Genomic DNA, 14,385 nt, shown 5'->3' with positions numbered 1-14,385 from the left:
GCGCGCCGCGGCCCGCCGGTTTCAGCCCGCGGCCCGGATCGCGGCACCGTGATGGCGGCGTTAGGCCCCGGCCACGACGCGGGTGGCAGCCTGAACGCCGCCCGCCCCGTGCGGGATGCCCAGCGCGGCAAGGCCCGCCTCCATCACCCCCAGCACCCCGAGCGTCATGTGGGCGTTCACATGGCCCATGTGGGCCACCCGCAGGAAGCCGTGCCAGGCCGGGTCGCCGGGGGCGGCCATGCCGAGGCCGATGCCCAGCGTCACGCCCGCCTGCTGTTCCGTCCAGTCGCGCAGGCGGGTCGCGTCGGGGCTGCCGAGGCGGGCCGCCGTGACCGACCGGCCGCGATCCGCCGGATCGGAAACGTTCAGCGAAATCGCGGGGTTGCCCGTGGCCCAGACATCGAAGGCAGCCCAGACCGCCCGGGCCAGAACCTCGTGCCGGGCCCAGACCGCAGCCAGCCCCTCTTCCCGCAGGATCATGGTCAGCGCCTCGGCCAGGCCATAGAGGTGATGGGTGGGCGCGGTGCCCGCGAAATGCTGCCAGAACTCGGTGCCGAAAACCCGGGGGCGCCAGTCCCAATAGGGCGTGCGGAGGTCGGAATTCTCGCAGGATTTCCGGGCCTTGTCGCTGAACCAGACAAACGCCATGCCGGGCGGCGTCATCAGGCCCTTCTGGCTGGCGGCAACCATCAGGTCGACCCCCCAGTCGTCCATCCGGAATTCGTCGCAGCCCAGCGAGGCGATGCTGTCGACGCAGAGCAGCGCCGGGTGGTCGGTGCTGTCCAGCAGGCGGCGCAGCGCCGCGATATCGGTGCGGACCGACGATGAGGTATCGACATGGGTGGTCAGCAAGGCCTTGATTTTCCGGTCCTTGTCGGCCCGCAGCGCGGCCTCGACGCGGGCCATGTCGACCGGGGCGGACCGGCCGAAATCCAGCAGTTCCACCTCGACCCCGATCGCCCGGGCGCTGTCGGCCCAGCCGTTGCCGAAACGGCCCGTGGCCAGCACCAGGGCCTTGTCCCCACGGGAAAAAAGATTGGTGTTGGCGGCTTCCCACCCGGCGTGGCCGTTGCCGATATAGGCCGCGACGTGGTGGCGCGTCATCGCCACGGCGCGCAGGTCGTCCCAGAGACCCGCCACGAGGTCATGCAGCCCGCCCGCATAGATGTTGGGGGCGGCGCGGTGCATTGCCGCCAGCACGCGGTCCGGCATGACCGAGGGACCGGGAATCGCCAGATAGGTGCGGCCGGCGGACAGGGTGGCGGGGCGGACGGCGGGGGGGTGCTGCATCGGGGTCTCCTGCGGTGGCCCATGGATATGCGAGCCGCGCGGGAGAGGGAAGCGGGGGTGGCGGGGCCGGGTCGGCCAGAGGGCACCGAACGGCCGGGCAACCCGCTGTTCCGGCATGGTTTTCCGATGCTGGCACACGTCTGGCCCGCGTCTGGCATGCGTCTGGCATCTGTCCCGACGCGCGGATGGGCAGGATGGCGTTAACCACGGGGGACGAATCGGCGGCGGGACCACGGCACCCGCCGGGCGACCGCGCGCGCCGCCGAGGCCATCGCGGGCGCGCCTGCCCCGTTCCTGCCGGCTCGGGATCATGCGCCCGGACGGACCGGGCCGAAGCGCCGGCGACCGCCGCCCGGACGGGCGCGGCACGTCGCCTGGCTGGCAGGGGCAGGGCGGCCCGATTTCCCGCCGCTCGCCGTGCTGCGGGTCGCCGCAGGGGCCACCCTGCGCCAGGCCTGCACCGCTGCGGGCATCGCCCCCGGCGCGGCCCTTGTGGGCCTCTACGCCGAGGCCTGCTGATCTTCCTCAAGGCCAATAGGAAGCAACTGCCGTCCCTTCGGGGGCGGCTTTTTTCATTGCGGTTGTCGTATTCAGTTGGGGTTTTCGAGATATTCGGCGAAATCTTCGGTGAACTCATACCTGTCAACGTTGTTGAAAGTAATGTTCACAACGGCCCCGTAGTTTTCGCAGATTTTCATCTTTTCCCGAAGGTGTTCATGTTCTTCGAAGTAGTAAAAAAAGATCATCTTCCCGGACCCGTTGTAGATCCATTCTTTCGACATGATAACTATCTCGCGCGCGAAAGGGTGTTTCTGTATGTCCTGCCGCATTTCTGCGATTAGTTCGGGCATCTTGCGTTCAAGGTCTTTGAAGTTGCGCGACCGAACAACTTCAAGATTTCTTAGTGCAAGGTATGCTTGGATTTCTGACAGCCTCTTCCATTCGACAAGCGTATCGGCAGGATGGCTAGAAACATCGGTGTCGATCAGGCGGCTGCACGTCTGGCAAAGCCATATGCCATTTTCGATAGATGACCGCCGTTCCGGCGTCATAGTAGGGTCAAACCTTGGCCCGCCTGCCGCCGCGGCAGCGATGTGTGCGGCAACTCCGATACTCGCGCTTCCACCGTCGCCGTCTGGTCCGACCGTCGCCCTTCGACACGAAGGGTTCGAACAGACATAGCCGCTTTGTCGTGCAAGCTTCGCTACTTCGGCTTGTTTGAAATCGTCCCTCATGCCAATCCCTTCGACCGATCCTTCGCCGCATTGTGCAGCGCAGGCGGCGATTGGGGCAAGCTGGCCATTCACGAATGCGCAACGGGCCCCCGCGCTTCGGCGGGCAAAAGGGGCTGATTTTTCGTTGTAGCAGTTCTGTAGTAGGATTTTGGCGCTTAGAAAATGCGCAGCAAAACCAATGACTTACAGAAGGAAGTGGCAGCCCGTAGGGGAGTCGAACCCCTCTTCCCAGGTTGAAAACCTGGTGTCCTAACCGATAGACGAACGGGCCGCGCTTCGGTGTGGCGGGTATCTAGCGGGGGGGGCGGCGGGGTGCAAGGGGAAAAATGCGCGCCCGCGACGCGGCCGCGCGGCGCCCCGCCGCGTCAGTCGAGCGCGCGGCGATAGACGTGCCAGCTGGCATGGCCAAGCACCGGCAGCACGACGAACAGCCCCAGGAACCAGGGCAGCATCGCCACGAACAGCGACAGCGCGATCCCCGCCCCCCACAGCCCCATGACCAGCGGATTGGCCAGCACGACCGAGACGCTGGTGATCATCGCCGTCACGAAATCCACCTCGCGGTCCAGCAGCATCGGCAGGCTGACCACCGTCAGCGCATAGAGCGTTCCGGCGAAGACCGCGCCCACCATGGTGCCGACCGTCAGCATCATGACGCCCTCGCGCGTCAGGAACACCGCCAGCGACGAGGTGACGTTGGTCATCGTGGACAGGCCCAGGAACAGCGCAAAGATCATGTGCGCGAGGAAGTTCCAGAACAGGAAGAACACCACCACCACGGCCGCCATCGCCGGGATCTGGCGGTCCTTCTGGCGCAGCACCACGCCCAGCACGCCCGGCCAGTCCAGCCGCTCGCCCGCCTCGATCCGGCGCGACACCTCGTAGAGGCCGCAGGCGACGAACGGGCCGAGGATCGGAAAGCCCGCGGCGGCAGGCAGGGTCCACCAGAGCGCGCCCTTGGTCGTCAGCGCCCAGAAGATCAGCCATCCCCCGGCCACGTAGACGGCCGCAAAGAAAAGCCCGAAGGCCGGCGCGCGCCGGAAATCCTGCCAGCCCGCGCGCAGGCTGTCGGCCAGATCGCGGGCGGTGACGAAGCGGACGGTGGCGGGTGGTGCGGGCGCCGGTGCGGACATGCGGTTCTCCCTCTCCTCGGGATCACGATAGCGCCGCGCGGCGCCCGCCGCAAAGATGCGAATGCAATGCAGCTTGGCTGCGGCCTCAGCCCTCGGCCTGCGCCTCGGCGCGGCTCTTGCCGGCCACGTCCATGGCCAGGGTCGCGGCCATGAAGCGGTCGAGGTCGCCGTCGAGCACGCCCTGCGTATCGCTGGTTTCCACCCCGGTCCGCAGGTCCTTCACCATCTGGTAGGGCTGCAGCACATAGCTGCGGATCTGGTTGCCCCAGCCCGCCTCGCCCTTGTTCTCGTAGGCGGCGTTGATCGCGGCGTTCCGCTTGTCCAGTTCCATCTGGTAGAGCCGCGACCGCAGCGCGTTCATCGCGATCTCGCGGTTCTGGTGCTGCGACTTCATGCTGGAGGTGACGACGATGTTCGTCGGCAGGTGGGTGATGCGGACGGCGGAATCGGTGGTGTTCACGTGCTGGCCGCCCGCGCCCGACGAGCGGTAGGTGTCGATGCGGATCTCGTTGTCGGGGATGACGATCTCGATGTTGTCGTCGATCACCGGATAGACCCAGACCGAGCTGAAGCTCGTGTGGCGCCGCGCCGCGCTGTCATAGGGGCTGATCCGCACCAGGCGGTGCACGCCCGATTCCGACTTCAGCCAGCCATAGGCGTTCTTGCCGCTGATCTTGTAGCTGGCCGAGCGGATGCCCGCCTCTTCGCCGTCGGTCATGCTTTGCAGTTCGACCTTGTAGCCCTTCTTCTCGGCCCAGCGGGTGTACATGCGCGCCAGCATGGCCGCCCAGTCGCAGCTTTCGGTGCCCCCTGCCCCGGCATTGACCTCGAGGAAGGTGTCGTTGCCGTCGGCCTCGCCATCCAGCAGCGCCTCGAGCTCCTTCTCGCGGGCCGTGACGACAAGCGCCTTCAGCGCGGCCTCTGCCTCGGCCACCACATCGGCCTCGCCCTCGGCCTCGCCCAGTTCGATGAGTTCGAGGTTGTCGCGCAGCCCGCTGTCCAGCAGCCGCCACGTCGACAGCGCGTCCAGCAGTTCCTGGCGCTCGCGCATCAGCTTCTGCGCCTTGGCCGGGTCGTTCCACAGGTCCGGCGCCTCGATCATGGCGTCGAACTCCTCCAGCCGGTGCTGCGCGGTTTCCATGTCCATCCGCTGCGCCAGAAGCGTCAGCGTCTTGCGGATGGCATCGGCATGGGCTTGCGTCTCGGCGCGCATCGGGCGGGTCCTTCGGGATGGCTTGGTCAGGCCGCGGTGATAGCGGCAAGCGGGGTGGCGGGCAAGGCGGGCGCGGCCGCCGCGCTCAGTACAGCCCGCCCGCCGACAGGGTGCCGAAATCGGCCTTCTTCGGCACCACGCGGGTTTCGCCGGTGGCCGTGGTGACGACCTGCCCGCCCTCGCCCTCGGTCTCGCCATAGGAGAACAGCGGCAGGTTCGACCCCATGCCAAAGCCGCCGTCGACATAGAGCCCGAGCCCCGCCAGCGGATCCTCGCCTTCGCGGAAGTATTCCGACACCACGTTCGGCCCGCTGGCCGTATCCGGCAGGATGGCCCCGGTGAAGCGGTCGATCTTGCGGAAATACCCGCCCGGCGGCACGGCGAACCGCGCCCCGCCGTATTTCTTGATCGCCACCTCCATGAAGGACTGGAAGACGGGTGCGCAGGTTCCGCCGCCCGAGGCGCCGCCCAGACTGCGCGGCTGGTCGTAGCCGATGTAGCAGCCCGCCGCGATGTTCGAGGTATAGCCCACGAACCACACGTCCTTGGCATCGTTGGTCGTGCCGGTCTTGCCCGCCACCGGCACCGGCAGGTTGATGCCCCGCGCCGTGCCATGGGTGATCACGCCCTGCAGCATCGAGGTCAGCTGATAGGCGGTGACCGCATCCATCACCCGGTCGCGTTTCGACACGATGTCGGGGATCGACCCGGGGTTCAGGCTGGCCAGCCGGCAATCGTCGCAGATCCGCTGGTCGTGGCGGTAGATCGTGGCACCGGTCCGGTCCTGCACGCGGTCGACCAGCGTGGGTTCCACCCGCTCGCCGCCGTTGGCGAACATCGCATAGGCGGCAACCATCCGGAACAGCGTCGTCTCGTCCGAACCCAGCGAGGCCGCAAGAACCTGGTTCATCCGGTTGTAGACGCCGAAGCGTTCGGCATAGCCCGCAACGGTGGCCATCCCGATCTCCTGCGCGATCCGCACCGTCATCAGGTTCCGGCTCTGCTCGATCCCCACACGCACCGACGTGGGCCCGTAGTACTTGTTCGACGCGTTCTTGGGGCGCCAGATGCCCTGCGGCGTGTCCACCTCGATGGGCGCGTCGACCACGATGGTCGCGGGCGAGAACCCGCTGTCGAGCGCCGCGGCATAGACGAACGGCTTGAAGGCCGACCCCGGCTGCCGCATCGCCTGCGTGGCGCGGTTGAACACCGAATGCTGGTAGGAAAACCCGCCCTGCATCGCCAGAACCCGGCCCGAGGTCACGTCCATCGCCATGAACGCACCCTGAATCTCGGGCACCTGCCGCAGCGACCACCGGGTGAACTTGCCCTCCTTGTCGGTCACGGCGCGGACCAGCACGACATCGCCCGCCGACACCAGATCGCCCGGCACCTTGGCCTTGGCACCCAGCCGGCCATCGGCCTGGCGCTTGCGGGCCCAGGTGACATCCTCGGCAGGGATGAAATGCCCGTCCTCGTCCTCGGCCACCGCCTCGATTCCGATGCGCGCCGACTTGCCCTCGGTCGACAGCACCACGGCCGGGAACCATCCGGTGACGTCCCGGGGCACGTCCACCTCGGCCAGGGCCGTGCGCCAGTCCGCCTCGGACCCGAGCTTGTCGGCCGCGACGACCTTTGCCGTCCCGCGCCAGATGCCCAGGCCGCGGTCATAGCGTTCCAGCGCGTCGCGCAGGGCGCGCGCCGCCGCGCGCTGCAGGTCCGGGTCCATCGTGGCGCGGATCGTCAGGCCGCCGCCGAAGAACTCGTTCTCGCCGAACCGGCCCGACAGCTGGCGCGAGATTTCTTCCGTGAAGTAGTCGCGGGGCGGCAGCGCATCGCGGAAGGCCGGATAGTCGCCGTTCTGCACGCTGCGCAGCGGCTCGGCGATGGCGGCCTCCATCGTCGCGCGGTCGATGTATCCGTTCTCGTGCATCTCGCGCAGCACGTAGTTGCGGCGCTGCGTGACACGTTCCCTGGCGCGGACGGGGTGGTACTGGCTGGGTGCCTGCGGCATGGCCGCCAGCATCGCGGCCTCGGCGGGCGTCAGTTCGGACAGGATCTTGTTGAAATAGGTCTGCGCGGCGGCGGCGACGCCATAGCTGTTCTGGCCGAGGAAGATCTCGTTGAGGTACAGTTCCAGGATCTTGTCCTTGGACAGCACCTCCTCGATCCGCGTCGCCAGGATGATCTCCTTGATCTTGCGCTCGCCCGTGCGGTCGCCCGACAGCAGGAAGTTCTTCATCACCTGCTGCGTGATGGTGGATGCGCCGCGCAGGTTCTGGCCGCGCGACCGGATCGCCTCGATCGCCGCCGCGGCCATGCCGCGCGCGTCATATCCCTTGTGCAGGTAGAAGTTCTTGTCCTCGGCCGAGATGAAGGCGTGTTTCACCAGGTCGGGGATTTCCTCGATCGGCTGGAACAGTCGCCGTTCCTTGGCGAACTCGTCCATCAGTTGCCCCTCGCCCGAGTAGATCCGGCTGATGGTGGGCGGCGCATAGCGCGCAAGGCTGTCATGGCTGGGCAGGTCGCGGGTATACATGTGGAACACCGCACCCACGACCAGCGCGATGAAGAACACACCCAGGGTGACCATCGTGAAGATGGCACCGAAGAACGACCCCACGAACCGGACCACACCGACCCCCTGACGCAAAGACGCCCCGCGGACGGGGCCTTTCGACCGTCTTACAGGAAACCCGCGTCCGGCGCAAAACCGCGCGGCGGAAAACCGCGCCCCGCCGCCCGCACGTTTGCGTCAGTCGCGCAGCGCCGACAGTGCGGCATCCTCGGCCGCCCAGGCGGTCAGCCCGATGCGGATCGACGCGACCATGCGTGCGCGCCAGTCCGGATCGGTCAGGCGCTTCAGGTCGCGGGCCGAGGACAGGAACCCCAGTTCGATCAGGATCGACGGAATGTCGGGCGATTTCAGCACCGAGAAGGCGCCATACTGCCGGGGCCGCCGGTGCATCACCAGACCCCGCGCCTTGATCGCGGTTTCCATGGCCAGCGCCAGGCGGTCGACCCGCGGCCGGGTTTCGGTGCGGGCCATGTCCATCAGCACCTCGGCCACCAGATCGTCCTGTCCCGTCAGATCGACCCCCGACAAGAGGTCGTCGCGGTCGTGGCGCTCGGCCAGCGCCGCCGCCGCCCGGTCGCTCGCGGCCTCGGACAGGGTGTAGAGCGTGGCGCCCGTCGCCTGCCCCTCGGCAAGCGCGTCGGCATGCAGCGACACGAAGACATGCGCGCCCGCCGCCCGTGCGATGGAAATCCGCGTCTCCAGCGGAACGAACACGTCGTCGTCGCGCGTCATCACCACCGAAAAGCCGCCCTCGCGGATCAGGTCCTCCTTCAGTTCCCGCGCGAAGGCCAGCATCAGGTTCGCTTCGGTCAGCCCGTCGCGCTCGGCGCCGGGGTCGATGCCGCCATGCCCGGGGTCCAGCACCACGATCATCGGCCCGGTGCCCCGCGACGGCGGCGCGGGCAGGTCGACCCCCCGGGGCAGCGCCCAGCCCGGCGGATCGGGCAGCGCCGCGCGGGCGGCAAAGGTCGCGGCATCGGCGGGCACCAGCCGCAGCAGGATCCGCACCGAACCCGTCCCGGTCTCCATCGCGGCCTGATCGACGACCATCGGCCGGTCAAGTTCCATCACCAGCCGCGACCAGCCCTGCCGCAGCGGCCCCGCGCGCAGTCCCGTCACCGGCCCGGCCCGGCGCAGCGCCAGAACGCCGCGCCAGCCCACCTCGCGCGTGTCCAGCACCAGGCGCGGCGGGCCGTCCAGCACGCGCACGCGCCATGGCACGGGCTGGGTGATGCCAAGCTGCACCTCGACCGCGTCGCCCGCGGCAGCGATCGCCGATCGCGCCGGTTCCAGCCGGGCCAGCGCCGAAAGATCCTGCGCCGCACCGCCATGAGCGAGTGCCAGCCAGACCGCCAGACCCCACAGAACCGCCCGAATGCCCGTCATCTCGCCCCGAATACCCCGCGCGCGCGGATCACCACATCACAACCGCGCGCGCCGCGCCATGTAGCCCGTCAGCCGCGCGATGCCCTCGGCAATGTCCTCGGTCGACCGCGCATAGGAAAACCGCAGGGTCCGGGCGCCGCGCACCGGGTCAAAGTCCAGCCCGGGCGTGCAGGCGACCCCGGCACCGCCCAGCAGCTCTGCCGAGAACGCGAGGCTGTCGCCGGTCAGGTCCGCCACATCGGCATAGATGTAGAACGCGCCGTCCGGCGGCGCGATGCGGCTGAACCCCGCCCCCGGCAGGCCCGCCATCATCAGGCGGCGGTTCTCGGCATAGACGGCGCGGTTGGCCTCCAGTTCATCCACCGCATCAAGCGCGGCCAGCGCCGCCACCTGGCTGGCATGGGGCGGGCAGATGAACATGTTCTGCGCCAGCCGCTCGATGCTGCGCACATGCGATTCCGGCACCACCATCCAGCCGATGCGCCAGCCCGTCATGCTGAAATACTTCGAGAAGCTGTTGATCACATAGGCATCGTCCGAGATTTCCAGCGCCGAGACCGCACGGTCGCCATAGTGCAGCCCGTGATAGATCTCGTCAGAGACGAAGGCGATCCCGCGATCCCGCGCATGGGCGATCAGCGACGCCAGCGCCGTACGGTTCAGCATGGTTCCCGTCGGGTTGCCTGGCGAGGCCACGATCAGCCCGGCAAGGTCGGCCACGGCCGCGACATCCCCCGGAACCGGCTGCAACCGGTTCTCCGGCGCCGCCGGAATGCCGACCGGCACCAGCGACAGCGCGCGCAGGATCTGGCGATAACTGGGATAGCCGGGCTCTCCCAGGCCGACCCGATCCCCCGCATCGAACAGCGCCGTGAAGGCCAGCAGGAAGGCCGCCGAGGACCCCGCCGTCACCACCACGCGGTCGGGGTTCAGGTCGACGCCATACCAGCGCCGGTAAAGCCCCGCGATGCCCGCCCGCAGTTCGGGCAGGCCCAGTGCCACGGTATAGCCCAGCGGCCCCGACTCCATCGCGCGGGCCAGCGCCGCGCGGGCCGCCGCCGGTGCGGGGGTGCCGGGCTGGCCCACCTCCATGTGGATGATGCGGTGTCCCGCCGCCTCGGCCGCGCGCGCCGCCTCCATCACGTCCATCACGATGAAGGGATCGACCGCACCCCGCCTTGAAAGCCGCATCTCCGCCCTCCTATGGTGCGCCCGTTGCCGGAATGCCAAAGGACGGGGGGCAAGGTCAATGCGCGCGGGGGCCCTTGCCCTGATCTGCTGGTTCCTGCCGCTGGTCGCGGCCGCCCCGCCGGCGCAGGCGCAGGGCATCATCCGCGATGCCGAGATCGAGCACGGTCTGCGCGAACTGGCCCGCCCGCTGGCCGCGCAGGCCGGCGTCAGCGCCGGAAACCTGCGGGTGATGCTGATCAACGACCGCAGCCTGAACGCCTTTGTCGCCGACAACCAGACGATCTTCATCCACGCGGGCCTTGTGCTGCGGGTCAAGACGGCGGCCGAACTGCAATCGGTCATCGCGCATGAACTGGCCCATATCGCGAACGGCCACATCACCCGTCGCGGCACCGCCATGGGCAACGCCCGGTCGGCGGCGATGCTGGGCCTGATCCTGGCCGCGGCCGCAGGCGCGGCGGGCGGCGGCGAGGCCGCGGCGGGCGTCGCGCTTGGCGTCGCGGGATCGGCGCAGCGGATGTTCCTGGCCCACACGCGCGCCGAAGAGGCATCCGCCGACCAGTCCGGCCTGCGCTACATGGCTGCGGCGGGCATCGACCCGCAGGCGGCGGCGGACCTGCTGGAACTGTTCCGCGGACAAGAGGCGCTGAGCGCGCACCGGCAGGATGCCTATGTCCGCACCCATCCGCTGACCCGCGACCGGCTGCGCGCGGTCCAGGCCTTCGTGGCAGGCTGGAAGGGCACGCCGCGGGACGATCCGAACGCGGATTACTGGTTCGCCCGCGCGCAGGCCAAGCTCGATGCCTTCACCCGCAATCCCTCGGACGTGCTGCGCCGGGCGCCCGCCCGCGACACCTCGGACGCGGCCACGATCCGCCGGGCGGTCGCATGGCACCGGCAGGGCAAGACCGATCAGGCGCTGGCCGAGATCGGCCGCCTGGTCGAGCGTCGGCCGCGCGACGGTTTTGCCATGGAAACGCGGGCCCAGATCCTGCTGGAATCCCGCCGCTTCGACGCGGCCGCACGCGACTGGGGCCGCGCCGCCGCGCTGGCGCCGAACGAGCCGCTGATCCTCGGCGGCCATGGCCGCGCCCTGCTGGCCGCAGGCCAGACCCGCGCCGCCCTGCCCGCCCTGGAACGCGCCGCCGCGCGTGACGGAGCCGATCCGCGCATCCTGCGCGATCTGGCCACCGCCTATGCCAAGGCCGACCAGCCCGGGATGGCCGCCCTCGTCAGCGCCGAACGCTATGCCCTGGTCGGCCGCCTGCCGGATGCCGGGCCGCTGGCCAGACGCGCCGCCGGGATGCTGGCGCAGGGTTCGCCGGGCTGGCGGCGGGCACAAGACATCATCAGGGCGGCCGAGACAGCCGCGAAACGGAGCAGAACCCCATGACCCCTCGCCTTGTCACCGCGCTCGCGCTTGCGCTGTGTTTCCCCGCCCTGGCCCCGGCCCAGACGATGACGGATGCGGAACGCACCGCCTTCCGCGCCGAGGTGCGGGCCTACCTGCTGGAAAACCCCGAGGTGCTGATGGAGGCCATCGCGGTGCTGGAGGACCGGCGCAACGCCGATGCGGCGGCCTCCGACCGGCAGATGCTGTCGGACAACCGCGCCGCGATCTTCGAGGACCCGGCAAGCTGGACCGGCGGCAACCTTGAAGGTGACGTGACGGTGGTGGAATTCGTCGACTATCGCTGCGGCTATTGCCGCCGTGCCCATGACGAGGTTGCCGAACTGATCGCATCGGACGGCAATATCCGCTTCGTTCTCAAGGAATTCCCGATCCTCGGCGAGGCCTCGGTGATCTCGTCGCGCTTTGCCATCGCGACGCTGCAGATCGCGGGGCCCGATGCCTACAAGCGCGTCCATGACGAACTGATCGCGCTGCGCGGCGAACCCTCGCCCGACACGCTGTCCCGTCTGGCGACCGATCTCGGGCTCGATGCGCCCGCGATCCTTGCGCATATGGAATCGTCCGAGGTCACGGCGGTCATCGCCGCGAACCGCGACCTTGCCGACCGGATGGAAATCAACGGAACACCGACCTTCGTGATCGAGGGCACGATGGTCCGGGGCTATGTGCCGCTGGACGGCATGCGGCAGATCGTGGCCGAGCAGCGCAAGGGCTGAGCCGCGCGGCGGGGTGGCGGCGCTCAGGCCGCCACCGGATCGCGCCGCATCGTTCCGGCCGCCGCCACGCCACCGGCGATGGCCACCAGCCCCAGCCCCAGCACCGCGAAGGCGCCCTGCAACCCGAAGGTCGCCACCAGCGGCGCCGACACCAGCGGCGATGCGAACTGCCCCAGGAAGAAGGCCGTGGTCAGCATTCCCGCCGCGCGGCCCCGCTGGGTCGCGGGAACCCGCGCCATGAACCACGTGGTGTAGTTGGCCATCGACGGTCCCATGGCCAGCCCCGCCAGGACCGAGCCCAGCAGAACCCCCTGCCACCCTGTCGCCTGCGAATGCGCCAGCAGCGCGGCGCCCATCAGCGCAAAACTCCAGGCAAAGACGCCGAAGGCCGACACATGCCGCCGGATATGCCCGTAAAGCAGCGCGACCGGCATCGACACCAGTGTCAGCACGGCCATGATCGCGCCCACGGCCAGCGTGTTGCTGACGCCCAGATCCTCCAGCAGGAAGGGCAGCCGGGTCGGCGTCACGTAGAAGGCCACCATGAACAGGAAGGCCAGCGGCCCGACGAACAGATACGCCCCCCAGGGGAACGTCCCGTCCCCCGCCTGCGGCACCGTGCCGCCCGCCCGCGCCGCCGCCCTGCGGGTGCGGATCGACCGCGCCTCGGGCGCCAGGGCCCACAGCGCGAAGGCCGCCACCGGCAGCACCAGGCCATAGACGGCAAAGGCGCCGCGCCAGTGCAGCAGCGCCATCGCCCCGCCCAGCAGCATGAACACGATGCCGCCCGCCGAGATCGCCGCGCCCTGCATCCCCATGAACCGCGCCCGCGCCGGTCCCTGCCACAGGTCGGCCGCCCAGGCCATCGCAAGGGTCATCGTGCCCGCCACGCCGATCCCCAGCACGATCCGCCCGGCCAGGATCGCGGTCAGGCTTTCGGCCCACAGCCCCGCCATGCCCCCCGCCGCATAGAACAGCGCGGCGACCGCCAGCAGCACCTGCCGGTCGAACCGGTCGGCGAGCCACCCCACCAGCCCGGCCGTCAGCACGATCGACGCCGACGGCAGCGTCACGATCAGGCCCGCCAGCGTGTCGATGCCGGGCACCTCGGCATAATGGGCCCGCAGCCCGGGCAGCGACGACGCGATGGTCGCGTTCGCCATGATCGTCATGGCGGCGATGCCCATCACCGCCGCCGTCACCGGCCATCCCGGCTGCGCCTCGCCGGCACCCGTTGCCTGCATGTCCGTCTCCTGCATCTGTCGTCAGGCTGGACCTTGCAGAAATCCCGACATATGGACAATATCGCAATCAATGGAATGAGTGTTCAGAATCATGGATAGTGATCTTGATCTCGCCGCCCTTCGCGCCTTTCGTGCCGTGCTGCGCGAGGGCAGCTTTTCCGGCGCCGCCCTGTCGCTGCGGGTGCCGAAATCGACCCTGTCCAAACGTGTGGCCGATCTCGAAACGCATCTGGGCGTGCGGCTGATCGAACGCACGACCCGGCACCTGCGCGTGACGCAGGAGGGCGAGGTTCTTGCCGCCCGCGCCGACCGCCTGCTGGGCGAGGCCGACGACATCCGCCGCGCCCTGGGCGAGGCCAGCGGCCAGCCGCGCGGCCACCTGCGGCTGGCCATGCCGCCGGTGGTGGGCAACCTGCTGATGGGCCGGATCGCTGCCGAGTTCCGCCGCGCCCATCCCGAGGTGACGCTGGAAATCCACTTCCTCGACCGTGCGCCCGACCTGCTCGAGGAAGGGTTCGACGGCTGCCTGCGGCTCGGCCCGATGGAGGACAGCGCGCAGGTGGCGCGGCTGATGCTGCACGGCCAGGCGGTGCTGGCCGCGCATCCCGACCTGCCCGGCCTGTCCGCCATCCGCCACCCCGGGGATCTGACCGACCATCCCCTGATCGGGCTGGCGGCGCCCTGGCCCGGCGGCTGGCCCCTGGTGCGGGGCGACGAGATGATCGAGGTTCCCGCCCGGCCCGCGCTGCGCCTCGGCTCGCACCTGGCGATCCGCGACGCGGTGCTGGCCGGTGGCGGCATCGCCGCCCTGCCCCGCATCATCGCGCGCCCCGAGATCGCGGCGGGCCGCCTGGTGCAGGTGCTGCCTGGCTGGACGACCCCGCGCAAGGGCATCTATTTCGTCTATCCCTCGGCCCAGTCGGTCACCGCGCGGCTGCGCGCCTTCATCGACTTTCTGGTGCCCCGCCTGAAGGATGACGACTGA

11 protein-coding genes and 1 tRNA gene are annotated in these 14,385 nt (G+C 69.3%); 3 read left to right on the top strand and 9 right to left on the bottom strand.

Annotated features, from left to right (window positions below; translation table 11 throughout):
- Positions 1–60 precede the first annotated feature (60 nt).
- The 8 genes from KF887_09480 to KF887_09445 form a co-directional block, all read right to left on the bottom strand.
- Positions 61–1,290: an alanine--glyoxylate aminotransferase family protein gene (locus KF887_09480; protein ID QYK43294.1), complete on the bottom strand. Its 1,230-nt coding sequence runs from the start codon at positions 1,288–1,290 to the stop codon at positions 61–63.
- 590 nt (positions 1,291–1,880) lie between these two features.
- Positions 1,881–2,597 (bottom strand): hypothetical protein, encoded by a 717-nt coding sequence (locus KF887_09475; protein QYK43293.1) that lies wholly within the window; start codon positions 2,595–2,597, stop codon positions 1,881–1,883.
- Positions 2,598–2,721: 124 nt separating this feature from the next.
- Positions 2,722–2,796, bottom strand: a tRNA-Glu gene (locus tag KF887_09470).
- A 94-nt stretch (positions 2,797–2,890) separates the two neighbouring features.
- Positions 2,891–3,658 (bottom strand): DUF2189 domain-containing protein, encoded by a 768-nt coding sequence (locus tag KF887_09465; protein ID QYK43292.1) that lies wholly within the window; start codon positions 3,656–3,658, stop codon positions 2,891–2,893.
- Between the two features lie 85 nt (positions 3,659–3,743).
- Complete coding sequence (prfB, locus tag KF887_09460) at positions 3,744–4,871, bottom strand: peptide chain release factor 2 (protein ID QYK43291.1); 1,128 nt, start codon at positions 4,869–4,871, stop codon at positions 3,744–3,746.
- 85 nt (positions 4,872–4,956) lie between these two features.
- A complete protein-coding gene (locus KF887_09455; protein QYK43290.1) occupies positions 4,957–7,506 on the bottom strand; it encodes a PBP1A family penicillin-binding protein in 2,550 nt (849 codons plus the stop codon).
- A 120-nt stretch (positions 7,507–7,626) separates the two neighbouring features.
- Positions 7,627–8,835, bottom strand: a complete 1,209-nt coding sequence (locus KF887_09450; GenBank protein QYK43289.1) for an N-acetylmuramoyl-L-alanine amidase — start codon at positions 8,833–8,835, stop codon at positions 7,627–7,629.
- A 36-nt stretch (positions 8,836–8,871) separates the two neighbouring features.
- Entirely contained in the window at positions 8,872–10,026 is a 1,155-nt protein-coding gene (locus KF887_09445) for an aminotransferase class I/II-fold pyridoxal phosphate-dependent enzyme (GenBank protein QYK43288.1), read from the bottom strand.
- Between the two features lie 58 nt (positions 10,027–10,084).
- Here KF887_09445 and KF887_09440 point away from each other — a divergent pair, with 58 nt between their 5' ends.
- Together KF887_09440 and KF887_09435 are read left to right on the top strand one after the other, a co-directional pair.
- The gene (locus KF887_09440; protein QYK43287.1) at positions 10,085–11,419 is read left to right on the top strand and encodes a M48 family metalloprotease; all 1,335 of its coding nucleotides are present in this window, start codon (positions 10,085–10,087) and stop codon (positions 11,417–11,419) included.
- Positions 11,416–12,156: a thioredoxin domain-containing protein gene (locus KF887_09435; protein QYK43286.1), complete on the top strand. Its 741-nt coding sequence runs from the start codon at positions 11,416–11,418 to the stop codon at positions 12,154–12,156. Before KF887_09440 ends, KF887_09435 begins: the two co-directional genes overlap by 4 nt.
- A gap of 23 nt (positions 12,157–12,179) precedes the next feature.
- Here KF887_09435 and KF887_09430 read toward each other — a convergent pair whose 3' ends face one another.
- Positions 12,180–13,400, bottom strand: coding sequence for an MFS transporter (locus tag KF887_09430; GenBank protein ID QYK43285.1), 1,221 nt, complete (start codon positions 13,398–13,400; stop codon positions 12,180–12,182).
- Between the two features lie 91 nt (positions 13,401–13,491).
- Between KF887_09430 and KF887_09425 the strand changes: the two genes are divergently transcribed.
- Positions 13,492–14,385 (top strand): LysR family transcriptional regulator, encoded by an 894-nt coding sequence (locus KF887_09425; GenBank protein QYK43284.1) that lies wholly within the window; start codon positions 13,492–13,494, stop codon positions 14,383–14,385.

The sequence above is a fragment of the Paracoccaceae bacterium genome, assembly GCA_019454225.1.
GTDB lineage: Bacteria > Pseudomonadota > Alphaproteobacteria > Rhodobacterales > Rhodobacteraceae.
This window is presented reverse-complemented; position numbering and strand designations above follow the sequence as displayed.

What these genes read in the sequence shown, in the direction of transcription:
- KF887_09480 (QYK43294.1), bottom strand. Translation starts at nt 1,290, where the DNA reads ATGCAGCACCCCCCCGCCGTCCGCCCCGCCACCCTGTCCGCCGGCCGC.
- KF887_09465 (QYK43292.1), bottom strand. Translation starts at nt 3,658, where the DNA reads ATGTCCGCACCGGCGCCCGCACCACCCGCCACCGTCCGCTTCGTCACC.
- prfB (QYK43291.1), bottom strand. Translation starts at nt 4,871, where the DNA reads ATGCGCGCCGAGACGCAAGCCCATGCCGATGCCATCCGCAAGACGCTG.
- KF887_09450 (QYK43289.1), bottom strand. Translation starts at nt 8,835, where the DNA reads ATGACGGGCATTCGGGCGGTTCTGTGGGGTCTGGCGGTCTGGCTGGCA.
- KF887_09445 (QYK43288.1), bottom strand. Translation starts at nt 10,026, where the DNA reads ATGCGGCTTTCAAGGCGGGGTGCGGTCGATCCCTTCATCGTGATGGAC.
- KF887_09440 (QYK43287.1), top strand. Translation starts at nt 10,085, where the DNA reads ATGCGCGCGGGGGCCCTTGCCCTGATCTGCTGGTTCCTGCCGCTGGTC.
- KF887_09435 (QYK43286.1), top strand. Translation starts at nt 11,416, where the DNA reads ATGACCCCTCGCCTTGTCACCGCGCTCGCGCTTGCGCTGTGTTTCCCC.
- KF887_09430 (QYK43285.1), bottom strand. Translation starts at nt 13,400, where the DNA reads ATGCAGGCAACGGGTGCCGGCGAGGCGCAGCCGGGATGGCCGGTGACG.
- KF887_09425 (QYK43284.1), top strand. Translation starts at nt 13,492, where the DNA reads ATGGATAGTGATCTTGATCTCGCCGCCCTTCGCGCCTTTCGTGCCGTG.